Origin of the sequence: Microbispora bryophytorum (assembly GCF_006874465.1) — a bacterium.
Classification (GTDB): Bacteria; Actinomycetota; Actinomycetes; order Streptosporangiales; family Streptosporangiaceae; genus Microbispora; species Microbispora bryophytorum.
Window position 1 is genome coordinate 373,048 of sequence record NZ_VIRL01000001.1, and the last position, 24,595, is coordinate 397,642.

17 protein-coding genes and 1 tRNA gene are annotated in these 24,595 nt (G+C 67.6%); 13 read left to right on the plus strand and 5 right to left on the minus strand.

The window, feature by feature from the left end; translation table 11 throughout:
- Position 1 precedes the first annotated feature (1 nt).
- Both FLX07_RS01915 and FLX07_RS01920 read left to right on the plus strand, forming a co-directional pair.
- Positions 2–78: transfer RNA gene (locus tag FLX07_RS01915), tRNA-Pro, on the plus strand.
- A 658-nt stretch (positions 79–736) separates the two neighbouring features.
- The gene (locus FLX07_RS01920) at positions 737–3,097 is read left to right on the plus strand and encodes an AAA family ATPase (RefSeq protein ID WP_142567664.1); all 2,361 of its coding nucleotides are present in this window, start codon (positions 737–739) and stop codon (positions 3,095–3,097) included.
- Between the two features lie 98 nt (positions 3,098–3,195).
- Here FLX07_RS01920 and FLX07_RS01925 read toward each other — a convergent pair whose 3' ends face one another.
- Genes FLX07_RS01925 through FLX07_RS01935 form a run of 3 tightly spaced genes read right to left on the minus strand, consistent with a single transcriptional unit; the run spans position 3,196 to position 4,840 of the window.
- On the minus strand, positions 3,196–3,414 hold the full coding sequence (locus tag FLX07_RS01925; protein ID WP_142567665.1) for a helix-turn-helix domain-containing protein: 219 nt from the start codon (positions 3,412–3,414) through the stop codon (positions 3,196–3,198).
- The gene (locus tag FLX07_RS01930) at positions 3,411–4,421 is read right to left on the minus strand and encodes a DNA-methyltransferase (RefSeq protein ID WP_142567666.1); all 1,011 of its coding nucleotides are present in this window, start codon (positions 4,419–4,421) and stop codon (positions 3,411–3,413) included. Before FLX07_RS01930 ends, FLX07_RS01925 begins: the two co-directional genes overlap by 4 nt.
- Complete coding sequence (locus tag FLX07_RS01935) at positions 4,418–4,840, minus strand: XF1762 family protein (RefSeq protein ID WP_142567667.1); 423 nt, start codon at positions 4,838–4,840, stop codon at positions 4,418–4,420. Before FLX07_RS01935 ends, FLX07_RS01930 begins: the two co-directional genes overlap by 4 nt.
- Positions 4,841–5,219: 379 nt before the next feature.
- Here FLX07_RS01935 and FLX07_RS37375 point away from each other — a divergent pair, with 379 nt between their 5' ends.
- The 7 genes from FLX07_RS37375 to FLX07_RS01970 all read left to right on the plus strand — a co-directional run bounded on the left by FLX07_RS37375 (position 5,220) and on the right by FLX07_RS01970 (position 15,407).
- Positions 5,220–6,419 (plus strand): hypothetical protein, encoded by a 1,200-nt coding sequence (locus FLX07_RS37375; RefSeq protein ID WP_223852892.1) that lies wholly within the window; start codon positions 5,220–5,222, stop codon positions 6,417–6,419.
- A gap of 161 nt (positions 6,420–6,580) precedes the next feature.
- On the plus strand, positions 6,581–8,185 hold the full coding sequence (locus tag FLX07_RS01945; protein ID WP_142567668.1) for a conjugal transfer protein TrbL family protein: 1,605 nt from the start codon (positions 6,581–6,583) through the stop codon (positions 8,183–8,185).
- Positions 8,182–9,117 carry a PrgI family protein gene (locus FLX07_RS37380; protein ID WP_142567669.1) on the plus strand — a complete coding sequence of 312 codons (936 nt, stop codon included), beginning with the start codon at positions 8,182–8,184 and terminating at the stop codon, positions 9,115–9,117. Before FLX07_RS01945 ends, FLX07_RS37380 begins: the two co-directional genes overlap by 4 nt.
- A complete protein-coding gene (locus FLX07_RS01955; RefSeq protein WP_229689451.1) occupies positions 9,114–10,883 on the plus strand; it encodes a VirB4 family type IV secretion system protein in 1,770 nt (589 codons plus the stop codon). Before FLX07_RS37380 ends, FLX07_RS01955 begins: the two co-directional genes overlap by 4 nt.
- Complete coding sequence (locus FLX07_RS01960; protein ID WP_142567670.1) at positions 10,883–13,312, plus strand: type IV secretory system conjugative DNA transfer family protein; 2,430 nt, start codon at positions 10,883–10,885, stop codon at positions 13,310–13,312. The genes FLX07_RS01955 and FLX07_RS01960 overlap by 1 nt, the downstream gene beginning before the upstream one ends.
- Positions 13,309–14,139 carry a replication-relaxation family protein gene (locus tag FLX07_RS01965; protein ID WP_142567671.1) on the plus strand — a complete coding sequence of 277 codons (831 nt, stop codon included), beginning with the start codon at positions 13,309–13,311 and terminating at the stop codon, positions 14,137–14,139. The genes FLX07_RS01960 and FLX07_RS01965 overlap by 4 nt, the downstream gene beginning before the upstream one ends.
- Positions 14,136–15,407, plus strand: coding sequence for a C40 family peptidase (locus FLX07_RS01970; RefSeq protein WP_142567672.1), 1,272 nt, complete (start codon positions 14,136–14,138; stop codon positions 15,405–15,407). The genes FLX07_RS01965 and FLX07_RS01970 overlap by 4 nt, the downstream gene beginning before the upstream one ends.
- Positions 15,408–15,461: 54 nt before the next feature.
- On the opposite strand, the gene FLX07_RS01975 is transcribed toward FLX07_RS01970, so the two are convergent.
- Positions 15,462–16,919, minus strand: a complete 1,458-nt coding sequence (locus FLX07_RS01975; protein ID WP_142567673.1) for a sigma-70 family RNA polymerase sigma factor — start codon at positions 16,917–16,919, stop codon at positions 15,462–15,464.
- 190 nt (positions 16,920–17,109) lie between these two features.
- Here FLX07_RS01975 and FLX07_RS01980 point away from each other — a divergent pair, with 190 nt between their 5' ends.
- From FLX07_RS01980 to FLX07_RS01995, 4 genes are all read left to right on the plus strand, one after another.
- Positions 17,110–20,112 (plus strand): helicase-related protein, encoded by a 3,003-nt coding sequence (locus FLX07_RS01980; protein WP_223852893.1) that lies wholly within the window; start codon positions 17,110–17,112, stop codon positions 20,110–20,112.
- Positions 20,109–21,962, plus strand: a complete 1,854-nt coding sequence (gene drmB / locus FLX07_RS01985; RefSeq protein WP_142567675.1) for a DUF1998 domain-containing protein — start codon at positions 20,109–20,111, stop codon at positions 21,960–21,962. The genes FLX07_RS01980 and drmB overlap by 4 nt, the downstream gene beginning before the upstream one ends.
- Positions 21,956–23,062, plus strand: a complete 1,107-nt coding sequence (locus FLX07_RS01990) for an AAA family ATPase (protein ID WP_142567676.1) — start codon at positions 21,956–21,958, stop codon at positions 23,060–23,062. The genes drmB and FLX07_RS01990 overlap by 7 nt, the downstream gene beginning before the upstream one ends.
- 253 nt (positions 23,063–23,315) lie before the next feature.
- Entirely contained in the window at positions 23,316–23,933 is a 618-nt protein-coding gene (locus FLX07_RS01995) for a prepilin peptidase (RefSeq protein WP_142567677.1), read from the plus strand.
- Between the two features lie 121 nt (positions 23,934–24,054).
- Here the strand turns inward: FLX07_RS01995 and FLX07_RS02000 are convergent, their stop codons facing one another.
- Positions 24,055–24,537 (minus strand): hypothetical protein, encoded by a 483-nt coding sequence (locus FLX07_RS02000; protein WP_142567678.1) that lies wholly within the window; start codon positions 24,535–24,537, stop codon positions 24,055–24,057.
- Between the last annotated feature and the right edge of the window lie 58 nt (positions 24,538–24,595).

The window sequence follows — 24,595 nt, forward strand, 5'->3', positions numbered from 1 at the left end:
CCGGGGTGTAGCGCAGCTTGGCAGCGCGCTTCGTTCGGGACGAAGAGGCCGTGGGTTCAAATCCCGCCACCCCGACCATGTAGTTGCAGGTCAAGGGCCTGATCGCTGGAGATAGCGATCAGGCCCTTGATCGTTCGTTAGCGTGGCGTTAGTGGTTTGAACCCGATCACGTAGCCGTTAGCAACCCCAGGCAGCCCTAAGAATCATCCGGCCCTACGCCCGATTGAACCTCGGCTCCCAGGCCTCCGATGCGAGATCCGTTAGCTCTACAGGCCTGCCCGCGCCGCCCGGTCATGCCGGCGCTGCCCGACCCAACTCGCAGGTGGATAGATCCTCGTCGCCGACGTCTTTGTGGGACGTACGGTCTACGCTGTTGTCTGGCAGCTGTCCCGGAGCCTGCCCACCTTCGCTCCAGCCGGGCGCAGGGGACCGCGTGCGGAACAGCGGCGATATGGCTTCCCAGGTCGATCTGAACAGGCCCCAAACAAGATCGCTGTCCCTCAAGCAAGATCAGACACTCTGCCGTACGTCTGCTGAAGGACGTGCTCGTCCATGACGACGGTTCCTCTAAACGACCCAGGCGACGGCACCATCAAGCCTGCTCTCAGCCTGGATCCTGGATTGACCGGCCGAGCGCGCTTCCAGCTCATCCAACTGACGTAGGTGGAGACCGGCATAATGTCGTACCTGAGCATTACCATGGCCGACAGTGCTTCCAGTCGGAAAGAGGCAATGGATGCTCATCACCGCCGTCTTCATCCGCTTCTTCCGCTCGTTCAACTTCGACTACCTGCGCAAGGCTCACGAGGGCTTCAGCCCAGATCCATGGGATGCCCTGGAGTCAGATGACTTGCAGTACCCCTTCGTGAAGGTGCCGCTCGAAGCGACTGTCACCACCGTGGTCGGAGCCAACGAGTCAGGCAAGAGTCAATTGCTCTCCGCGATCAAACACGCGCTCACCGGGCAAGGAATTGAGCGCGGAGACTTCTGCCGTTACTCGCAGTTTTTTACCGTGAACAAGTCAATGGCATTTCCCGACTTCGGACTCGAATTCAAGGGACTGAACCAGAACGAACGGGACACGTTGGCCAAGTCTTGCAAGACAACATTCGATGAAGAAGTTAACACCTTCACGATGTTTCGGATCAACGGCAAAGATCCGGTCGTCTACATCCCCCAGGATGGCAAGTGGGCTCTGCACCCCGTTCAGGACCGTAAGGCATTCAACGCTATCTTGCCTCGATGGTTCGAAATTGACGCGAGTGTCGCACTGCCAGAGAGCGTACCAATCAAGTACCTAGCCGAGGCAAAAACCTCGGTGCAGACCGGACCACGCAAGCAGCGCTATTCGTTCCTCAACCTGGTTATGGAGAATGCCCAATCATTGTTCGGCGGCTCCGTCGAGCAGGTCGCCCCAGCCCCGCCCGCGCTCACGACCGCTTTCGCAGCTGCGAGCGAGCCGACCGATGAGCATGATCGTCAACTCGCCCTTGCAGACGACCTACTGCTGAAGGTAGCCAAAATCAACCGAACGGCCTTCCAGGAGCTCATGAAGGCCGTTGAAGCCGGTCGAGACGGCTTCGCCAACGGCGTCGTCGAGCAGATGAACCGTGCGTTAGCCGCATCGCTCAACTTTCCCAAGTGGTGGTCCCAGGACCATCACTTCCGACTGCTGCTCACCCTACGGGACCAAGATCTCGTCTTCACTATCCGGGACCGCACCGGCACGGAGTACTCTGCCGACGAGCGCAGCGGCGGACTGAAATACTTCCTGAGCTACTTCGTGCAGTATCTCGCCCACGAGCCGCCGAAGTCGGGCGTCCGCGAGATACTTCTGATGGATGAGCCGGATGCCTATCTGTCGAGCACCGGTCAACAGGATCTACTGCGCATCTTCGAGGACTTCGCCAACCCTCAAAATCCCGATCGTCAACCGTGCCAAGTCGTCTACGTGACGCACTCGCCGTTTCTGATCGATAAAAATCATGGTGAGCGTATCCGTGTTCTCGAGAAAGGCGAGGGCGACGAGGGTACCCGTGTCGTACGCAACGCCGCCCGAAATCACTACGAGCCACTGCGCTCGGCGTTTGGCAGCTTTGTGGCTGAGACGACCTTCATCAGCAACTGTAATCTGATGCTGGAGGGCATGTCTGATCAGGTCATATTGGCTGGTATGTCCGCGCGGCTGCGCCGGCAGACGACTACGTCAATGGACAACCTCGACCTCAACACGTTGACGCTCGTACCGGCTGGGTCAGCCCCTCACATCCCTTACCTCGTGTATCTCGCTCGGGGCCGGGATGTTGATCGGCCCGCAGTGATTGTCATGCTTGACAGCGACGCTTCCGGGGATCAGGCGGTTAAGGCGCTCAAGAAGGGCCCTAACGGCAAACCGGTAATTGATGACAGATTCATCCTGCAGCTGGGCGAGCTGCCGCAGGAGGCTCTCACGAGCACGTTCCCAAGTGGTGTGGTGGCGATTGAGGACCTCGTTCCACTTCCCATCGCCATCGCGGCGGTCAAGCACTATGCCGAGGAGTTCTTGGACTCCAAGGAGGCGGCTGCGTTGGGGAGCCTTGATCCCGATGACGTGATCTTCGAGGACTGTTCCGGAACCCACGACGCTTTGGAGAAGGCGGCTGCAGCGAGGGTCGAAGGATTTCACCTAGACAAGGTTGGCTTCGCCCGAAGTGTCGTGGACGTCATCGGCCACGACGACAAGCTCGCCGAAGCGGCAGCAATTATGGACGGCAATTTCCGGGTCCTCTTTCGTGAACTCGGCCGTCGGCAACGACAGGCGACGCGAGAGATCGCTACAGAGCGGATCAGCGCCAAGATCAAACGCCTAAAACGGTCATTCCTGATAGATCACCCAACAGGTGCTACCCGCGAGCAGGCCGCGCTTTTGCTTGAGGATATCGAGGCGGGACTCGACAACTCGGCAGAAGCCGAGGAAGTCAAAGGGCAGATCCGGAAGATACGGCGCCAGTTCGAACTCGACGACGAACCGATCGAGCCGATCGCAGACTATGAGGACTTTCGGGAAGCACTGGAGACACTGGTGTACCGGCAACTCAACGGAGTTCAGGAGCCGTAGCACCCGGCCCCAGCACGCAGCTCTGCAACCTGCGCGGGTGCGGCCACGATGCATGGGAGTCGCGTCCATGCGCGCCGGCATGGACGCGACTCCCAAGATCAACTGACTCGATCGCCCGTCTCCGCCCCGAGAACTTTCATGAGGTCGGCGGTGCAGACACGGTAGAGGTCGCCGATACGGATGATGCGAACGGGGAACTCTCCGTCACGTGCAAGTTGGTAGGCCTTCGACCGGCCGATGCCGAGGGCACGGGCAGCGGTCATCAGGTCGATCGTGGGCGGCAGGTCCTGTAGATCGCGGAATGTCATCGACTTCATCGCATGCCTCCCGATGCCGCTCCAGCCTCTCGGATCCTCGCGCCAGCAAGTTGGATGAACGGTGCGTGCAGTTCGATACCGGCGAACTTCCGGCCGAGTTGCCGGGCGGCAATGCCGGTGGTGCCGCTGCCGGTGAACGGGTCCAGGACGGTGCCGCCAGGACGGCAGCCGGCGGCAATCGCCGTCAACGGGATGTCGATCGGGAATGCCGCGAAGTGCGCCGCCCGCAGTGGCCGGGTGGGGAGCGACCAGACGTCCCCGGGGTTCCTGCCGTTGGGGTGCGCCACGGCATGCCGCTCACCCGTGGGCCGCATCGCCGTGCCATGCTGCGGGCCGGCCGAGTCTTCCCCGTACTTGCCCGTCGGGGGCCAGGCCGTTGTGATGCTGTTCGGCTTGTTGCCCCCGGCTCGTGCCCGTCTGCTGACCGGGCGGTCGCCGGTGTAGGGCTGACGGACTGGATCTAGGTCGAACCAGTACCGCTGCTGCTTGACGAGCAGGAAGATCAGCTCGTACCGGTTGGACACCCGGTCGCGGACGGACTGCGGCATCGCGTTCGGCTTACTCCACACGATCGCGTTGCGAAGGATCCAGCCGCCCTCCTGCAGGGCGAAGGCGACCCGCCACGGCATGCCGAGCAGGTTCTTCGGCGGCACGGTCAGCCGGGCCTTGGGTCGTACCTCGGGCTGGCGCGGGTTGTAGTCCTTGCCGCGGGACCACCCATCGGAGTTGGCCGCGTAGCAGTCTCCAAGGTTCAGCCAGAAGGTGCCGTCCTCGGCCAGTACCCGGCGGGCCTCGGCGCAGGTGGCCCGCAGGGTGTCGACGTAGTCCTCCGGCGTGGGCTCCTGCCTGTACTGGCCCTCGCAGTAGTTCCGCAGGCCCCAGTAGGGCGGGCTGGTGACGATGCAGTCCACCGAGCCCTCGTCCATCTCGGCCAGCACCTCGCGCGCGTCCCCGTGGTAGAGCGCCGCGTGCCCGTCATGCCAGTACGGCTCACGTAGCCCGCTCATCGGCGTCCCCCGACGGCCCGGATCGCCCACAGGACGCGGGCGACGTCACCGGCTCGACCGGCGGTGTCCCACCACCCGAAGGGCCTGGGAACGACGCGGAACCCGGCGTCCCACAGGTCGGTGCCGGACTCCTCGATATGGGTGTAGGCGATCAGGCGCCGGTAACCCATCTCGCGGACCAGAGGCCAGACGGCACCGAGCAGCGCTCGACTGGCATCGGATGTGCCGTCGGTGGCCAGGGCGAGGACCTCGGCGGTGTCGCCGTCGTCGAAGGCCCACGCAGTGGGCCAGCCGATGAGCACGACACCAATGAGCGTGCCGTCACCGCTCTGGGCACCGAGAACGAACGCGGCACCGGCCGGCGAAGCGAGGTGGGGCTGGGTCCAGGCGATGAATGCCCGCGCGGTCTGAATTGGCACCGGCGAAATCACCAGCCCGCGATTCTCCAGACGCTCCGGGCTGTTCAGGCCCTCGCACTCGTTGGCGATTGTCTTCTTGTCATTCCTGCTTTCCATCGTCTAGTCGGAACACGTTTCTCCGGATGCGTACGCCACCGGTCCGCCGGGCGGTCCGAGGCGCATGACTAGGGATAACCAGCGGCTCAGAGAGCCCTCAGATGGCGATCCCTCAGAGCCGGATCTGAGCCGGGAGACGCCGACACTGAACAACTCAGAGGTCCCGGGCGGCGGATTATGCGAAAACTCTGCGGCGGAACCCTGAATCAGCTATGAGCAAATTCTGAGGCGGTGCGTAGACCAGTTTTCGAGACCAACGGTTCCGCTCGGACTGGAGCAAGAAATGAGCACCCATCCCGTCACCGCTTCCCCGCTGGACACCGCGGAGACCTCGTTCCGGCTGCTTACGACAGGGCCGGGCGCGCTGTCCCTGAACTGCACCACGCTCGCCCCCGCACTCCCCAGAGGCGAAATGAACCTCGCGGAGCTGCGGATGCTGCTCACCAGCCGGCATGTCAGCGGCGAGACGCGTGACGCCGTCTGGCGGGAGCTGGTCACACGAGCACGGGTGCGTAAGGGAGCGTGGACGGTCGCCGCCGTCGGCATGGCGATGCCCGCCCTGCGCGTGATCGCCGCGGCGCTCACCCGTGACCTTCCCTACGGGGACCCTGCCGACGTCGACTCCGAAGTCCTGTCCGGCTACCTGCGTGCCCTCCGCCGGCTGGACCTGGACACCACGGACGTACGCGCCCGGCTGTGCCAGGCCGCGCGATGCGCGGGCGAGCGCGCCGTACGGCACATCGTCTCGGCGGCCGAGCGGCGGCGACTACCGGAGGAGTCTCCTCCGCGCCAACGTCCCCAGCCCTGTCCCGAGCTCGTGCTGGCCGACTCGGTGGCCCTCGGCGTGCTCAGCGAGCAGGACGCCGAACTGATCCTCCTGACCCGGCTGGGCGGCATGCCGCTGCGGCAACCGCCCGGCGCGACTCCCCCTCCCCCTGCTTCCTCAGTGGTTGAGGAAGCGCCTACGGCTTCCGCGCGGAGCCAGGGAACTCCGGATGCATCAACCGCAACCGACCCGAAGGGAGGCAGGGACACTACCCCTGGCTCCGCGCGGATTTCCTCCCGCCCTCAGCCTTCTGCCGCTCGCGGTACCACCCCGGCCGCTCGCCGCTGGAATGTGCTGCCGTACGGCAGGTTGCGGCAGCGGGCGGCACGAGTGATCGGTTTCCGCGTCCTGCCGATGCTGGCCGGCGCGGTGCCGTTCGTTGCCGCCGCGGCAACCAGCGCCCTGGCCTCGTCGGTCATCGCCGCTCCGTCGGATCTGAACACGGTCTTCACCAACCTGCGGAACTGGCTGATCGGCCTGCTGGCGACGCTGGCCACGCTGATGCTGACCCTCGGCGGGCTCCGCTACCTGGTGGCGGGCGGCGACCCCGGCGAGGTCCAGAAGGCCAAGGCGGCGTTGAAGGCCGCCGCCTTCGGCTACGCGCTGGCCATCCTGGCCCCGCTGTTCGTGAGCATCCTCAAGCGCATCGTGGGGTGAACCACATGACCCCGAGCTACGAACAGTTCGCCGTAGCTGACCGGGACCGACCGCACGCGGCAGCCGCACCTGCGCGGCACGCCGCGTCGGTCGACAGCGCGGCAAGGCGACCGGTTGGGACTCCTTCCCGGGTGGCAATGCGTGTCGTTGCCGCTGCCGGCGTGACCATCGGCTTGTGCGCCGTGGTGGTCGTCACCGCGGCCTCGGCTCATGCGACGCCGACTCCCCTGCCCTCCCCTGTTCCTGGGGCGTCCCCGTCCGCTCCCGGTGATCTGCCGGTGCCGGAGGGGACGGGGGTCGGCTTCGGCATCGGGGACTGGATCACCGGCCAGATCAACTCCTGGTTCGCCGGCCTGGTGTACCTGGCGATCAAGCCGCTGCTGGACCTGCTGGCGGTGACGCTGCTGGCCACCCCGGACGTGTCCGGCAGCGGCCGGGTCTTCGACCTGTGGAAGGCGACCGCCGCGATCGCCAACACCGGGTTCGTCCTGCTGGCCACCATCGGTGCGATCAGCGCGATGGGCCACCAGACCGTGCAGACGCGCTACGCGGTCAAGGAGGTCCTGCCCCGGCTGTTCATCGCCGTCCTGGCCGCCAACACCAGCTTCCTGCTGTGCGGGAAGGTCATCGAGATCGCAAACGCCCTGTCCAAGGCCCTGCTCGGGCAGGACTTCGACGGCCGCCGCGCCGCCGCCACCCTCCAGCTGCTGATCGTCGCGCCGGGCGCCTCGCAGCAGATCTTCTACGTCCTGCTCGCCCTGGTCGCGGTCGTCTTGCTGCTGCTGTTGCTCATCACGTTCGTCATGCGGGCGGCGCTGGTGCTGTTGCTGACGGTCGCCTCGCCGCTCGCGCTGGCCTGCCTGGCCCTGCCGTACACGGAGGGGCTGGCCCGGTTCTGGTGGCGGGCCTTCACCGGGCTCCTGCTTATCCAGGTCACCCAGTCGCTCACGCTCGTCCTGGCTGTGCGGATCTTCTTCAACCAGGACGGCCGACTACTGCTCGGCATCGTCCCGACCGGCCAGCTCGTCAACCTGGTGCTCGCCCTGTGCCTGCTGATCATCTTGATCCGCATTCCTGGCTGGATCTCTCGCCGGATCTTCGCCGGGGTCGGCGGCCACTCGACGATCGGCCGGATGGTCAAGTACGCCCTGGCCTACAAGCTCACCTCGCCCGTCCTGGCCGCCCTGCACCTCCGCCCGGGTGGACGCCGGAGCAGCACGCCTCGGGCCGCCGGGCACATGGCCGCCGCCCACGCGATGGCCGGGAGAACGATGGCCAGCCGAGCGCTTCCGGCGCTCGCCGCCGGTCCTGCTGGTACGGCTACCGCTGCCGGCGCGACTGCAGTGACCGGAACCGCCGCCTCTGCGGCCCGAGGTGGGCCCGGCCCTGCCAAACACGCGCCCGTGGCCGCCCGCCGTCCGGTGAACCCGGCGGATTGGGAGGCCGCCCCGGTCAAGCACGCTCCGTCCGCTCCTGCCGTCCAGGGCAAGTACCGGAGGCCGCCGCGGCCGTCCGGTCCGGTTCCCCCGACGACGCCGGTGTACGGCCACCCGCGCGAGACCTACTACGCAAACGGCCCGGCCGGGCTGGCCCAAATGTACCGGCTCCGCACCCAGAACAGCCCATCACGGCCTGCCCGCCCACCGGTCCCGCCGGTGATGTTCCGGCCTCCCGTCTACCCCTCGCAGGGCGTCGCCAGAGGCGCGCACGACGCAGCGGATCGCCGTACTCCGCCCCCCAACCCCACAGGAGATGAGGGCCGATGAGCTGGGTGCAGCCGGTTCGCATCCCCGCCGACGTGGACCAGGAAGACAAAATCGTCGCGGGGTTCACCGCCCGCCAGGTGGTCATCCTGGTCGGCACCGGCGCTCTGCTCTACGCCGCGTACGTGCTCGTCGGTGACCGGGTGCCGCTCGTGGTCTGCGCCGCGGTGGCGCTGCCGATCGCGGTGGCCGGGATCCTACTCGCGACCGCCCGACACGACGGTTTGTCGCTCGACCGCTACCTGCTCGCCGTCGTCCGCCACCTGCGCGCACCCAAACGCCTCGTCTCCGCTTCGCAGGAGGTGCCACCGCTTCCCACCTGGATCGGCGCCAGGCCCGGCCCTGCTCCTGCGCAGCTACGCCTTCCCGTCCAGGGGATGGCCGGGGACGGGCTACTCGACCTCGGCCCGGACGGCATCGCGGCCATCGCGGACGTGTCCACGGTCAGCTTCGCCCTGCGAGCCCCCGAAGAGCAGGGCGCGCTGGTCGCGGTGTTCGGGCGCTGGCTCAACTCGCTTTCGGGTCCGGTCCAGATCCTCGTACGCGCCGAACGGCTCGACCTCGCCGAGACGATCACCTCCCTCGAGCACAACGCCCGCCAACTCCCACACCCGGCACTGTCGGCTGCCGCGCTCCAGCACGCCTACTTCCTCGCCGGCCTCGCCGAGCGGCACGACCTGCTGCGCCGCCAGGTCCTCCTGATCGTGCGCGAGTCCGCGACAGGAAAGGCGCGGGAGGCCGCGGCAGCCCGTGCCCTGCGGCGACTGGAAGAGGCATCCCGGCTGCTGTCCGCATGCGGGCTGACCGTACGGCTCCTGGACGAGGCGGCAGCCTCCCGCCTGCTGACCGCCTGCTTCGACCCTGCGGCGCCGCCGCTGCCCGGCGCCCAAATGGCGGCCCCGGATCAGGTCATTACGAGGGGAGAAAACTGGTGAAACTCAGTTCGCGCCGTAACTCACGACTTGGGCATGGATTCGGCCCCGACGCGGTCGAAGTCCGGCCCCGGCAACTGCAGGTCAGCGACAACCACTGCGCGACGCTCGCCGTCACCGGCTACCCGCGCGAGGTCACACCCGGCTGGCTGGAACCCCTGCTCACCTACCCCGGGCGGCTGGATGTGTCCTTCCACGTCGACCCGGTGCCGTCCCTGGTCGCCTCCGACCGGCTCCGCAAACAGCTCGCCCGCCTGGAATCCGGCCTGCGCAGCGACCAGCAGCACGGCCGGCTCATCGACCCCAGCGCAGAGGTCGCCGCCGAAGACGCCCAGGAGCTGGCCTCACGCATCGCGCGAGGACAGGCCAAGCTGTTCCGCACCTCGATCTACCTCACCGTTCACGCCACGACAGCCGAGGAATTGGAGGACGCCTGCGCCCAGGTCCGGGCCCTGGCCGGGTCGCTCCTGCTGGACGCGCGTGTGGTGACCTTCCGGCAACTCCAGGGCTGGGTGTCGGCGCTGCCTATGGCGTACGACAACCTGCAGATGCGCCGCACCTTCGACACCCCGGCGCTCGCGGCGGCCTTCCCTTTCACCTCTCCCGACCTGACCGCCGACCTTGGACCCACCACGGTTCTGTACGGCGCGAACGCGGCCAGCTCCTCTCTCGTGGCCTGGGACCGGTTCGCCCAGCCCAACCACAACTCGACAATCCTGGGCTGTTCCGGCGGCGGCAAGTCCTACCTGGCCAAGCTGGAAGCACTGCGCTCGCTCTACACCGGCGTCGAGGTCGCCGTCATCGACCCCGAAGACGAGTACGCCCGCCTGTGCGCGGCCGTCGGCGGCGCCTACCTGCAGCTCGGCGCGGCGAACGTCCGGCTCAACCCCTTCGACCTGCCGCCTCCGGATCAGCGGGAGGGCGACGCGCTCACCAGACGCTCGCTGTTCCTGCATACCCTGGTCGCGGTCATGCTCGGAGAGCCGCTCGACAAGGCCAGCAAGGCCGCGCTCGACCGGGCCATCATCGCCGCCTACAAGAGCGCGGGGATCACCTTCGACCGGCGGACCTGGAAACGTCGCCCGCCGCTCATGCGCAATCTCGCCGACGCGCTGGCCATCGACGACGACCCCAAGGCCGGGGAGCTGGCCGCCGGGCTCGCGCCGTACGTCACCGGAAGCCACCGCCGGCTCTTCGACGGCCACACCACCACGCGGCCCGACTCCCACCTCATCGTGTTCTCCTTGCGGGATCTGCCGGACGAGCTCAAGGCGGTCGGCACGCTGCTGACCCTGGATGCGGTGTGGCGGCGGATCTCCGACCCGGGCAATCGCCGCCCTCGTCTCGTTGTGGTCGACGAGGCGTGGCTGCTCATGCGTGACCCGGAGGGTGCGAAGTTCCTGCTGCGGATGGCCAAGAGCGCCCGCAAGCACTGGGCCGGGCTGTCGGTGGTCACCCAGGACGCCGCCGACCTGCTCGGCTCCGACATCGGGCAGGCGATCATCGCCAACTCCGCCACCCAGATCCTGCTCCGCCAGGCACCCCAGGCGATCGACAGAGTCGCCGAGGCCTTCCGCCTGTCCGATGGCGAACGCCAGCTCCTGCTGTCGGCCGAGCGCGGTTTCGGGCTCCTGGCCGCCGACTCCGGCGCGTCGCGAGTCACCTTCCAGGTCCTGGCCAGCGAGCAGGAACACCGCCTGGCCACGTCATCACCCTCCGAGCTGGCCGCCTATGGAGACCTCACGGCAGACGAGGAGGACGAGTTCTGATGCTCCAGAACCTTCCCTATGGCCCCGATGCCTTCATCGAGATGCTCCTGACCTGGGTGAGCACCCATGTCTGGTGGCTCACCTTCGGGGTTTCGGCCGCTGCGATCGTGCTTGAACTGCTCAGCGCCCTGGTCGTACGGCTGCGCCACCGCGCCGCGGCCAAAGGGGCGCGGTGCGTGGAGATCCTCGCGCCTCCAGTGGCGGACATGGCGGGGTCGGAGGCGCTGTGGACCAACTTGATGGGGCTGCTGCGCCCGGCCTGGAAGCGTGCCCTGTTCGGTCAGCCGCACCTGGCCTTCGAGTACGTCTTCGGCGTCGGCGGCGTACGGATCCGGCTGTGGGTTCCGGGCACCGTCCCGCAGCACCTGGTGGAGCACGCGATCGAGTCGGCCTGGCCGTCGGCGCGCACGGCGGTCGTGGAGGCGGCCCCGTCGGTCCCGCTGACCGGGCAGGCGACCGGCGGGCACCTGGTGATCGCCCGAAGCGAGCTGCTGCCGATCCGCCACTCCCATGACCACGACCCGCTCCGCGCCCTGCTCGGAGCCGCCGTGGGCATGCCCGCCTGGCAGCACGCCGCCATCCAGATCCTCGCCCGGCCCGCGACCGGCCGCCGCCTCGCGCAGCTGATCAGCGGAGGCCCCACCGGAGCGACCACGAGGGGCGGGCTGGCCGTACCGCTCGGGCTGGTGCGCGCCTTTCTGGACTTCGTCACCCCCGGCCCGATGCACCCCCGGCTCCATCCAGCGCATCTCAACCCCACCAATCGTGCCGCCCGGCTGGAGGAATCGGCCGAAGCACGGGCCATTCGCGACAAGGCCCAGCGTCCACGGTACGAGGTCGCGATCCGCTACGCCGTACAGGCAGACGACCCCACATCGGGGGACGAGCGCGACCGCAAGCAGGCCCGCGAGGCCCGGCGCAGCGCCATCCGAGGCCGGGCGCACGCGATCGCCTCATCGTTCGCCCTGTTCGCCGGACACAACCGGTTGGAACGGCACCGGCTCGCGCTGCCCGCCGAGCGGGTGGCCTCCCGGATGCTCCGGCGCGGGTTCCTGCTGTCGGTGCCCGAGATCGCCGCTCTCGCACACCTTCCCCTCGACGCCGCCGTACCGGGTCTGAGCCGTGCCGGGGCCAGGTCGGTGCCGCCCGCGCCGCAGGTCGCCGCGAAGGGCAAGGTGCTCGGCTTCTGCGACGCCGGGCACGTGCGGCCGGTCGCGCTGCGCGTGGCCGACTCCTTCCACCACGTGCACGTCCTCGGCCCGAACGGCACCGGCAAAAGCACGCTGTTGGCCCAGATGATCCTGTCCGACATCGAGGCCGGCCATGGCGTCGCCGTCGTCGACGCGAAGGGCGACCTGGTTACCGACCTGCTCGGCCTCATCCCCGAAGAAGCGGGCGAGCGCGTAGCTCTGATCGACCCGGATGACCGCCATCCCCGGCCGGCGCTCAACGTGCTAAGCGGCCCCGACCGGGAAACCCTCGCGGACAACCTCGTCGGCATCTTCCACAAGATTTACGCCGACTCCTGGGGCCCGCGCAGCGACGACATCCTGCGCGGCTGCGCCCTCACACTCTCCCGCAACGGCGGGACCCTGGCCGACATCCCGGCCTTGCTCAGCAATCCCCTCTTCCGCAAGGACCTCACCGAACGGCTCGACGATCCCTTCCTGCTGGGGTTCTGGAACTGGTACGAGCACCTGTCCGAGCAGGCCCAGGCACACGTCACCGCGCCCATCATGAACAAGCTGCGCGCGTTCCTGCTCCGCCCGTTCGTCCGGGACATCCTCGGCTCCGCCCGGTCCACCTTCGACGTCGGCGACGTCCTGGACGGCAAGATCCTGCTCGCCCGGCTACCCAAGGGCGTCCTCGGCGACGACACCGCCCGCCTGCTCGGCTCGCTCCTACTGGCCCAGGTCTGGCAGGCCGCCTCCCACCGCGCCCGGCTCGGACACGCCCGCTCGCCCTCCGCGCTGTACGTGGACGAGACGCAGAACTTCCTCAACCTTCCGCACGCGCTGGCGGACATGCTCGCCGAGGCCCGCGCGTACCGGCTGTCGATGGTGCTCGCTCACCAGCATCTGGCCCAGCTCCCCCGGGACCTGTGCCAGGCCATCAGCTCCGATGCCCGCAACAAGGTCTACTTCTCGCTATCACCGGAGGACGCCCGCGAGGTCGAGCACCACTTCAGCCCGTACCTGACCCGGCACGACCTGGCCAATCTCGGCGCCTTCCAGGCCGCCGCCCGGCTCGTGGTGCGCTCCGCGGAGGCCCCGCCCTTCACCCTGCGCACCCGCCCGCTGCCCGAGCCCGATGCCGACCTCGCCGCGCGCGTACGGCTCGCCGCCGCCCGCGCCCACGGCCGGCACCCCGCAGCGAGTGACCCCCTGCCGGAAGGAGACCCCCGCACCCAACCAAAAGGAGACGAATGAACCAGCACTACACGCCTCGCGTCCTCGACTCGCTTGTCATGCGGCTCACGAGCCACGACCGGCGCCTGCTCCGCATGGTCTGGACCCACGAGGTCCTGACCACCCACCAGCTCCTCCAGGCTGCGTTCGACAACGACCACACCGGCCGCCACCGCCTGGTCAAGCTGAACCGCCTCGGCGCGCTCGACCGCTTCCGTCCCCGGCCCCCTCTCGGCTCCGCACCCTGGCACTACGTCCTGGGAGAGGCCGGCGCCGCCGTCCTGGCCCTGGAAGACGGGGTCACCCTGTCGGAGTTCGGATACCGGCGCGGCCAGGCCCTGTCCATCGCCTACGGCCAGCGGCTCGCACACACCATCGGCGTGAACGGCGTCTTCGCCGCCCTCTCCGGCCACGCCCGCCGTTCGGCTGAATGCCGCCTGGACGCCTGGTGGACCGAGGCCCAGTGCAAGGCCATCTGGGGCAAGCACGTGCGGCCCGACGCCTACGGCCGATGGACCGACAATGGCCTCACCCTGGACTTCTTCCTCGAATACGACACCGGCACCGAAACACTCGACCGAGTCGCCGCGAAACTCGGCGGGTACGCCTCACTGGCCGCCGCCAGCGGGATCGATACCCCCGTCCTGTTCCTGACCAGCACCTCGCGGCGCGAAGCCAACCTGCATGACCGGCTGCGCCTCCGAGGGGCTCTCGTGTCGGTACCCGTCGCGACCGCCACCGAGGGCCAGGAACCGCACGAGGCGATGTGGCTACCGGGCAACCGGACGGAAGGACGGCTCCGCCTCGCCGAACTCGCGCGCCATTTCGGCCAGGAGGCGCGCCCTTGATCGCAGAGCTCGGGGTCGGCAAGTTCATCGCGACCGGCGGTTGCCTGGTATGCGGCGTCGTCGTCATCGCCGGGATCGGCGGCGGAGCCAAGTACGCCTTCACCGCCCGCGACACGGCCAAGCTCCGAGCTGCGATCTGCGTCTACGCCGCTCCACCTGGCGCGATACGGCCGCTGCCCGCTGCCCCCTTCGGGCTCTCCTCCCAGCAGATCGCGAACGCCCGGGAGATCGTGAACGTCGCTGCCAAGCTGGCGCTGCCCAGGCGAGCCGCCGAGATTGCCCTCGCCGCCGCGATTCAGGAAAGCGGTCTTGCCAATTTAAGGACCGGCACCGGGTCGTACGGGCTGTTTCAGCAGCAACCGTCGCAAGGCTGGGGGACCAAGCAGCAGGTCACCGACCCGTCCCACGCGGCTCGTTCCTTCTACACGCGCCTGGTCGAGATCCCCGGCTGGGAGCACATGCCACTCACCCAGGCCGCGGCGCTCGTCCAGCGCCCCCGTGGGGACCTGCGCGACGCCTACGCCAAGCACGAACCGCGCGCCAAGGCACTGGTCGCCCTGCTGTGGAAGGGCGGATCGCCCAGGCGAGCGGCCGTGGACACGGCCACGAGCGACGACATGCGGGTCAGCATTCAAGCCGCCGCCGGGCTCGGCGTACCGCGTGACGCACTGGTGGCCGACATCGCGGCGGACCTGGCCGGCCAGAACTCAGGCGAGCAATTCGACCCTAACGAGATCAGGAAGCGCGCCGACGACATCGTGACCACGGTCGCGGGCCAGCTCTGCAAGGAACTGAAACTCAGGGCGAACAACCCTGCCGACGAGACGACCTCTGACGGAAACGCGCTGATCGAGGGCCCCGCTGGGCGAGGTGCGATCGCTGTCGGAGCCGCGCTGCGCATGATCGGCGTGCCCTACTCCTGGGGTGGCGGCGGGCCGGGCGGGCCGAGCTTCGGCACCGGCCGCGGGGCCGGGACCAAGGGCTTCGACTGCAGCGGCCTCACCGAGTACGCATGGAGCAAGGCAGGAGTCAGCATCGGCTCTTCCACCGACCCCCAGTGGCACTCGGGCAAGCACGTCGACCGCTCCCAGCTCCAACCAGGCGACCTGGTCTTCTTCGCTTACAACCCCGGAGATCCCGACACGATCCACCATGTGGGCCTCTACATCGGCAAGGGGAAGATGGTCCACGCCCCGCATACCGGCAGCCACGTGCAGGTCGCCCCAATGTCGCGAAGCGACTACGCCGGAGCCGTGCGGCCTTCGTAGCGGAACGATTCGTGCTCCTCTTGACCGGTTACTTGTATCTACCCACGGGCTCTTCTATGCCTTCTTCTTGGAACGCTTGCGAAGGTGCGCGGGGATTCGCTCCCGGAGTTCCTCGGGGAGTCGCTCGCGGATCTGCTCCAGGGCCTTCGCCTCTATTTGCCGGATGCGCTCACGGGTCACGCCGTAGTGGTGGCCGATCTGTTCAAGGGTCTGGGGTTCGTCATCATCGAGGCCCAGGTGCCTGCGGAGGATGTCGGCTTCTTTTTCCGAAAGAGGGGCCAGCCACTCCTCGACGGCCTCCTCGGAGAGCATCTCCTGCAGCCTCTCCTCCGGCCCCGGCGTGGGGTCGGGCAGGGACAGGAAATCGCCCAGGTTGGCCCCGTCCCCGATGATTCGGTCCAGTGAGTCGGTGACCTTGCTCAGGGCGCGCGCCTCCTCCACCGCTCGGACGTCCAGGCCGGTGGCCAGCGCCACATCGACCGCGGTGGCGGACTTGCCGGCCCGGCGCAGCGCTGACTCCGTGGCCGCGACCATGCGCATCTTCTCGTGCATGTGAACGGGGATGCGGATGGCCGCGCCCTCGTCGGCGATCGCCCGGATGACTGTCTGTCTGATCCACCACGTGGCATAGGTGGAGAACTTGTGGCCCTTCCGTGGGTCGAACTTCCGGGCGGCGCGGATGAGACCGAGGATCCCGTGCTGGACGAGGTCTTCTTCCTCGAGCCCCTGCCCCAGGTAACCCACGATGATGCTGTACACCAGCCGCGTGTTGTGCAGGACGAAGGCGTTGCGAGCGACCCTGCGGATGTCGTCGGCGGGCAATGCGGAGAGTTCCTCGTCAGTCGGTTCGACCCCCGCGCGGTCGACGCCGCCGCGCAGCAGGATGCTCAGCCCCACCTCCTCAGTCGCGCTCAGGAGGCGCCTACCGGGGTTGGTGCGGAGCCGGTCGCCGTTGATGAGGTGGCGGGCCACTGCGACGGCCTGCGGGAAGTCGTACGTCCTGCCGTCGGACTCGGGGGCGGGTTCGGGCTCACGTCCTGGAGGGGACGCTGGTTCTGGCCTCGAGGAAACCGGTTCGTCGTGCAGGACGACGATGCCGGCCATCTTCGCGCGCTCGGGGAGTGACGCGATCTCTTCGGCGTCCAGCCCGGCCAGTCTGCCGAAACGACTCAGTTGCTCTCGCGTGACATGGCCTGTGGGGATGTGCTGGCGTACCAGCGCCAGCGCGCGCTCCGACCGCTCGGACCGCGCGACTGTCGCAGTGGGCCTGGTGACGACGACCCGAAGGCCCATATCGGCCAGCGCCGCCACGACGCGCTCGCGCGCTTCCGGGGTCAGCCTCATCTGCTCGGCGGCATCCTCGAAGACCCCGGGGGGCACGGCGCCGTTGACGGCGCTGCTCCTGAGCTGCCGCAGGACGCGTGCCACGACTTGGTGGAGGCCCGGCTCGCCCAGGCGTGCCAATGGCGTGTCAACGGTCATGATTAGAACGTTCCCATAAGCCACCGACATTCAAGACAACCAAATTTCCGGGGCAAGCGTCTGTGTCCTTGAGCGTTGTTAGCATCCGGGTGTCCGGATGGAGCGGGAGGGGCGAATGTCGCCACGCGAGAAGCTACTGGGGTACCTCCGTCAGCAACTGATCGGGCCAGTCGGGGAACTCACAGAGCTAATCGAGGAACCACCCAACCGGCGTTACCTCATGGGCACGCTCTACCCACAGGACACCGACCGGCAGCAGAGCCTGACCAAGGGTGCCGAGGACACCGAGCCGGGCGCCGCTCCTGAGGATCCGTCCGAGGAGACGCGCTTCGCGGACGACACCGTCCCGGACGCCAACGCCTGGCTGCCGTCCTCGATGGGGATCTCCTTCTACACCGACGCTGAAGAGCTGACGCTGATCTGCCGAGGCGCCCGCTACGAGACGCGGCGGGGCAAGGTCAGAAATTGGCAGCGCATCCCGCTGGAGGACTTCGAGGAGACCTTCAAGGCCGGAGAGGTCGAGAGGGACATCTGGGACAGCCGTGCGCAGATACGCCTGCGGTGGCGTTCGTTCGCGGGTAACCGGCTGGTGACTGTCGCGCTGGTCAACACCAAGAAGGCCATGGGGGACCACGGGTCCCAATGGGACGACATGCTCTTTCAGGTCTCGCTGGAGGTCAGGCCGGTCGACGGTGAGTTGCTGCGGTACCCGAGCATCCGGCTGACCAGCCGCGACCTGGAAGAGCAGGAGCTGCGCCTGCAGTACCGACACGTGGTGACACACGCCGTCGGCCACAGCTGCGCGGTGGACGAGATCGCCGAGGACGGCCGGGTGGTTGGGCTCCGGACCCAGATGATGCCGGAGGCCGAGGTGCCGGCGATCAGGCCCGCCGGGCCGTCCGGGCTACCCGTGCTGAAGCTCGCATACCTGTCCGATCCGGACGTGGCGGATTCCCGGCTGCACAGGGAAATCATGGACTTCATCCGCGGCTATCGAAATTGGTGCCAAGGGCAGCGCACGGCCGACCTGCCCCCAGGAGCGCATGAAGCGGCCGAGCGCATCCTCGACAGGTTGGACACCGCCGTTCGCAGGATGGAACTCGGGGCCGATGCGTTGTTCGCTGATTCCTCCGGCCACGCACTTCGTGCCTTCCGGTTGGCCAACCGGGCAATGGCACTCCAGATGCGGCACTCGGGGCGAGACCTCGGGGGACGGCGCCGTAAGCGTTCCGAGGCCGTCACGCTGGACCCGGATCCCTCGCCCGACGCGGCATGGCACCCGTTCCAGCTCGGGTTCTTCCTGCTGTCGGTCTGCGGGCTGATCGACGAGTCACACCCTGACCGCGAGGTGGTGGACCTGCTCTGGTTCCCCACGGGCGGCGGCAAGACGGAGGCGTACCTCTTCCTTGCCGCCTTCGAGATGATCCTGCGTAGGCTGCGGCATGGAGACGACGGCGGCGGAACCGCCGTGCTCAGCCGGTACACGCTGAGCCTGCTGACGACGCAGCAGTTCCAGCGCGCCGCGACCACCGTCTGCGCCTTGGAGTACCTCCGCCTAAAGGAGGACCCGGTGATTCCGGGCGGCCCGTTCAGCATCGGGCTGTGGGTCGGCGGCGGCACCACCCCCAACAAGTACGCCGAGGCGCACGAGATGTTCCGGCAGCAGCGCGAGGCCGCCAGGCCGAAGGACGTCTTCATCCTCGACCGCTGCCCTTGGTGCGGCACGCAGATAATGCCTACCGCCAAGTCCCCCGACATCGGCGACTACGGGGTGCGGACGACCGAGACGTCCTTCCAGTTCCTGTGCCCTAGGGAGGAGTGCCACTTCCACGAACGGCTGCCGGTCGCGGTGGTCGACGAGCACCTCTATGCGGACCCGCCGACATTCGTCCTCGGGACCGTGGACAAGTTCGCCCGGCTGGCCTGGGAGCCCGACGCGGGACGGCTGTTCGGCGGTGAGTACCTGCCCCCGTCCTTGGTGATCCAGGACGAGCTGCACCTGCTCACCGGCCCGCTCGGAACCACCGTGGGTCTGTACGAGGCAGCCGTGCTCGAACTGTGCTCGTGGAGTGGAGCCCACGGGCCGAAGGTCGTCGCGTCGACCGCCACTATCCGGCGCGCGAGCGAGCAGATCCGCGCGCTGTACGGCCGGGACGTTCAGCTGTTTCCCTCGGCGGGCCTGGACGCCCGCTACTCATACTTCGCCGAACCGGATGACACCGTCCCCGGGCGTAAGTACGTCGGCGTCATGGCGCAGGGCCACACCGCGGGCCGCGCAACGGCGGTGACGGCGGCCGCCATGTTGCACGCGCCCATGGAGCTGCCCGAGGAGCGCCGCGACGACTACTGGACGCTCGTCGCCTACCACCACAGCATGCGGGAGCTTGGCCGGACCCGTACTGCCGCCGGTGACGAGATCCCCGCGCATCTGCGCGGCCTCGGCTCGCCGGGACGCCGTCGTGTGCTGACAGAACGCCAGGTGGAGGAACTGTCCAGCAACCTCGACAGATCCGAGCAGCCAAAACTGCTGGACCGCCTTGAGCTGAGTTACGAGGATCTTGACAGCGTCTCCATGGTCGTCTGCACCAACATGCTGTCGGTCGGAGTGGACGTGAAGCGGCTTGCGCTGATGCTGATGCTCGGCCAGCCGAAGGCGACAGCGGAATACATCCAGGCGAGCAGCCGTGTCGGGCGGCACGGCGTCCCCGGGCTCGTGGTCACCTTCCTCAACGCGACCCGGTCGCGTGACCGCTCGCACTACGAGACGTTCGGCATATTCCATAAGGCGCTCTACCAGCATGTCGAGCCGACCAGCGTGACCCCGTGGTCGATCCCGTCCCGCCGCCGGGCGCTGCACGCCGCGCTGGTGATCCTTGTCCGGCACGGCCTCGGGCTGTCGGCGGACGATCAAGCCGGCGACGTCCTCCACCACGCCGGCGAACTGGCCGAGGCCACGTCCCGGCTGGTCCGCTGGGTGGCCAAGGCGGACCCGTCCGCTGTCAATGAGGTGCGCGCCGACCTCGACGGACTCCGCCGGGCCTGGCTGGACGCGGCGGAGCATGCGAGGCAGGCGGGCAAACGCCTGTACTACAAACCCGCGGGAAAGGCGCAGGCGAGCCTGCTCAAGAACTTCGACCGGCCCGGCGGCATGTGGGAGACGCAGCATTCCATGCGGAGCGTCGACCGTGAATGCCAGGTCGTCGTGAAGGGGGCCGGGGAATGAGCAGCCGCAAGCTACGCGTCCGGCAGGCACAGACGGTCGTACCTTTCGGAGTGGGCGCGGTGTTCGACGTCCAAGGCGAATCATTCGTCGCAGCCGGCATCGCCGACTGGCCGTCGCCACGGAACCTGGAACCGATCCACGCGCCCCGGCTGGAGCGGAAGCTGAAGGTCACGGGCCTGTGGGCGCCATTGCAAGCACCGGTTGCCGACTACGACGTCCCCGACGCGTCGGGGCCGGCGTTTATCCGCTTCCCGGCCTGGCTCTTCTGCGGATCGTGCCGTCGGATGACGCACTGGCGGATCCAGGACGAGAAGTTCGGGCATCCGCCTTACTGCGCCTTCTGTAGTCCGCGGCACAAACTCACCCCGATGCGGTTCGTCCAGATCTGCGAGGCCGGGCACCTGGGGGACGTCGACTGGTGGTACTGGGCGCACTCCCAGCTCACGCCCGAGGAACGCGACAGATGCCCAGGGTCGACAGCGCTGAGCTTCGAGGCAGGAGAGAACGCCACCGGGCTTGAGGCGTTGACGGTGCGATGCCGGCACGAGGAGTGCGCGGCGGCCCAGAGAGACCTGCTCGACATCCTGGGCACGCAGAAGATGCGCTGCTGCGGGCGCAATCCCTGGGAACGGTTCAGCGAACGGAAGGACTGCGGGGAGCAAATCCAGATCGTGCAGCGGACCGCAGGCAACGTCTACTATCCCGTCGTCCATTCGGCGCTCGACATTCCAGCCCCCGCAGCGCCCGTGGTGGCCGACGACGAGGCAACGCGGCGGATTCGGGAGCACCCATACTTCGGCATGCTGTGCCAGTCGCCCGACGCACCGGGAGCGGACGGGCTCATCGTGCTCATCGCGGAGGTGACCGAGGCCGACCCATCGCTCGTCAAACGGCTGGTGGAGGAGGAAACCGGGCGGGCCGCTAGCCCCGAGGCAGCGCCCACCGGGGAGGGGCCCGATCTAAGCAGGGGCGAGTGGGCCGCCTTCACCGCGACCAAACCCGCGCGCAGCGCCCATTTCGTCACCCGCGAGGTCAACCTGGGCTCGTCACGAGAGCTTCCGTGGACTGAGCTGGAGGCGAGGATTGCGCGGGTCGTCGTGGCCGAACGAATCCGTGAGGTCCGTGCGCTCCAGGGTTTCAGCCGGGTCTCCCCGGAGGGCCGGATGATTCCGGTGGACCCATCGGGACGCCGACGCTGGCTGCCCGCCATCGAGGTGTTCGGCGAAGGGATTTTCCTGACGCTGAACGAGGAACTGCTCAGGCAGTGGGAGGCCCTTCCGCAAGTTCGCACCCGCACCGCGGGAATGCAGGCAGACCTGGCAAAGTCGTTCCAGCGGGACCGGATCGAAGCCTTCGCCGGTCCCCGGCTGCTGCCCCGGCTCCCTTTACTGCACACACTGGGGCATCTTCTCGTCCGGCAACTGTCCTTCGAGTCCGGGTACAGCGCCGCGTCACTGCGCGAGCGGGTGTACGCGCGTTCTGTGGAGGGCGATGATCACCAGTACGGACTGCTCGTCTATACCGCCTCCGGCGATGCGGAGGGCACCCTGGGCGGTCTCGCGCGTCAAGGCGAACCCGACCTGCTTCCCGAGCTTCTGCTACGGCTCCTGGAACAGGCCGCCTGGTGCTCGGCCGACCCGCTGTGCTCGGAGCACGGCGGCCAAGGGTACGGCAATCTGAACCGGGCGGCGTGCCACGCCTGCGCGCTCATCCCCGAGACTAGTTGCGAGGTGGGCAACATCCTGCTCGACCGGGTGATGGTGGTCGGCGGCTCAGGGGTTCCGGGGTTCTTCGAGCCCGTTGTCCAGTCGGCTCGGGAAGAGGCGGCGCACCGGGTCGGTGCATGGTGACCATCGGCTATCTCGACCTGCACCCCGAGCAGCGCCACGTGCTGGACCAACTCGCCAAGCCCGGCCATCACCTGGTCAGCGGACCACCCGGGTCCGGCAAGAGCCTGCTCGCGATCCACCACGCCGCCGCGCTGGAGATCGTCGGCCGTCCCGTGACGCTGATCGCGCATTCGAAGCTGCTCGGACAGCATCTGACTGCCGGCGGTGCGCAACTCGGCGTGTCGTTGCCGATCATGACCTTTCACGGCTGGGTGCACGCCTGGTACCGGGAGGCCACCGGCTCGCCACTCGGCGGAGCGAGGATCGGCGCCTTCGACTGGACCCGCTTGATGTCTGCGGCCCTGCACGACACCGGACGACGAGGACATGTTCTCGTCGTCGACGAAGCGCAGGACCTCCCGCAGGAGTTCTTCGGCCTGTGCAGAGTCCTCGGAATGGACGTGGTCGCGTTCGCCGACGAGTGCCAGCGGATCACCAGTACCCAATCCACGCTCGATGAAATCGAGAAGGCCCTCGGCGGGTGCGGACGGCTGGAAATCAGCACCAATCTGAGGAACCCTCGCCCGGTCGCGGAACTCGCCCGCCACTTCTACCCGGGGCTGCACCAGCCGCCGCTGCCGCACCGGGACGGGCCGGTTCCGGTGCTGCTGCGGCGCCCGGAAGCGCGCCGTCCATTCGCACGCTGGCTTGCCCACTATGCCGAGACCCATCGCACACTCAAGATCGGAGTGGTGGTCAAGCACAGCAGCGAGCAGGGAGAGTTGCTGGCGGAGATCGAGCGGGTGCGCCCCGGCCTGCGACCGCAGATCTATGTCAGTGCCGCGGGAGACGCGAGGTACCGGAAAGTCGACCCAGATCGTTCGGGTCTCCGACTGGTGAATCGGGCGAGCGTCAAGGGCCTGGATTTCGACACTGTGATCGTCCCGGATGCGCATCTCGACACGGACGATCCGTCCAGCGCGGATTTAAAGATGAAGTACTACGTGCTCGTCACGAGGACGCGCGGAGAGCTTTACATCTGCTATTCCGGGGACCAGGAACCGCGGATGTTTGACGGCATACCGCAGCGGACCCTCGTCCGACAGATTCTGCCTGGTTAGACCTTAGCAAGAACACGACCGGTTGGCACCCGAGTCAAATTCACCACGTGGGCCTCTACATCGGCAAGGGACGATGGTCCACGCCCCGCACACCGGCAGCCACGTGCAGATCGCACGATGCCCCGCAGCGACTACGTCGGTGCTGTACGACCGTCTCAGCAAATAACTTGGCCACGCCTGATCACCCATAGCTATTCTTTGCTCTCGCTGCGTTGACAGAGCAGTTCATACGAGCACTGTTGAGGGGGGTGTTGTGTCGACGATCGGCGTTGCCCTGGTAACTGCTGCCGTCGGCCTCCTCACCGGACGAGTTGTCCGGATCATCGTCGGCCACTTCACCTCCCGGAAAGTCACGCCGTACTCAACCGAGATCATCACTGCGGCGGTGTTCGGGCTGCTCGGCTGGCGGATCGGTCTTGCTCCGCTTCTCTTCGCATACCTCTATATGGCCGCTGCTGGAGTAGCGCTGAGCGTGATCGACCTGCGGACGCGACGACTGCCGGACGCGCTCACGCTGCCCTCGTACGTCGTCCTCCTGGCGCTCGTGGCCGTTGGCGGGATAGTGAGCAGGGACGAAGCGGTCACCGTGGGCCTGGTCCTCGGTGCGCTGGGCGCCTTCTCGCTCTACTGGTGCTTCCGGCGGATGAACGCCGCCCTTGGGCCGGGGGACGTCAAGGCGTCCGGTCTTGTCGGCGGGATCCTTGGGACCATCGGCGTACACGCGTGGGTCGTCGGCATCGGCGCGGGGCTCATACTGGCGGCGCTATACGCGGTGGCCATGCTGATCAGCCGGAGGGGCTCCGTATCCACCCTCATACCGTATGGACCGTTCATGTTCGCCGGCTGCCTTGTGGCTGTCCTCGCGACGTGACCGCCGAATGTTCTCCACCGCCGACGCTGGGGCCGTAGGCTGGACATGGCCGATCTCACCTTCTCTTTTGGCGAAGGAAGTGAAACCGGTCAGGGGCCGTTCCCTTTCGGGGGCGGCCCCGCTACTCGTTGAGGAGTTCCCGCAGCAGCGTGAACCCCGGCATAATCTCCCTTGGCCGTACGCCGACCTCGAACATCTCCGGCTCTTCGAAGACCGGTTCCCCGCTGGGGCGGCGCACATAGGCCACGCGGCCGTAGTCGACGCCGTCATCACGGTCGAAGCTCATCCAGGTGATCGCCTCTTGCTCGCCTTCGCGCAGTGCATGGTTCGAGACCGCGCGCGTGGCCACGGTGCTCGGCGGCTCGAAGATCCACACCTGCGGCACCGCGAGGACCCAGCGCCTCACGCCGATCTCACCGGCCTTCGCGGCGGCTCTACGCTCGAAGGCGACGGCGGTCTTACGATCGCGCAGGTAGTCGTAGTCGCTGAGGACGAGACGGCGCTCTCCATCCAGCAGGACGACTGCAGGGCAGTCACGAGCGACGATGCTCTTCTCCAGGCGCTCAACCACGTCGAAGAGCAGGTTCGCCGTCTCGGAGTTCACCCGTTTGTCCTCCCGTTATGTACACGCGGACCACCGCCAAGAACACCCTACGACCGAC

Excerpts from the sequence above, each read along its gene's own strand:
- FLX07_RS37380 (WP_142567669.1), top strand. The coding sequence starts at position 8,182 with ATGAGCTGGGTGCAGCCGGTTCGCATCCCCGCCGACGTGGACCAGGAA.
- FLX07_RS01980 (WP_223852893.1), top strand. The coding sequence starts at position 17,110 with ATGGGCACGCTCTACCCACAGGACACCGACCGGCAGCAGAGCCTGACC.
- FLX07_RS01975 (WP_142567673.1), bottom strand. The coding sequence starts at position 16,919 with ATGTCGGTGGCTTATGGGAACGTTCTAATCATGACCGTTGACACGCCA.
- FLX07_RS01925 (WP_142567665.1), bottom strand. The coding sequence starts at position 3,414 with ATGAAGTCGATGACATTCCGCGATCTACAGGACCTGCCGCCCACGATC.
- FLX07_RS37375 (WP_223852892.1), top strand. The coding sequence starts at position 5,220 with ATGAGCACCCATCCCGTCACCGCTTCCCCGCTGGACACCGCGGAGACC.
- FLX07_RS01930 (WP_142567666.1), bottom strand. The coding sequence starts at position 4,421 with ATGAGCGGGCTACGTGAGCCGTACTGGCATGACGGGCACGCGGCGCTC.
- FLX07_RS01920 (WP_142567664.1), top strand. The coding sequence starts at position 737 with ATGCTCATCACCGCCGTCTTCATCCGCTTCTTCCGCTCGTTCAACTTC.
- FLX07_RS01965 (WP_142567671.1), top strand. The coding sequence starts at position 13,309 with ATGAACCAGCACTACACGCCTCGCGTCCTCGACTCGCTTGTCATGCGG.
- FLX07_RS01990 (WP_142567676.1), top strand. The coding sequence starts at position 21,956 with ATGGTGACCATCGGCTATCTCGACCTGCACCCCGAGCAGCGCCACGTG.
- drmB (WP_142567675.1), top strand. The coding sequence starts at position 20,109 with ATGAGCAGCCGCAAGCTACGCGTCCGGCAGGCACAGACGGTCGTACCT.
- FLX07_RS01960 (WP_142567670.1), top strand. The coding sequence starts at position 10,883 with ATGCTCCAGAACCTTCCCTATGGCCCCGATGCCTTCATCGAGATGCTC.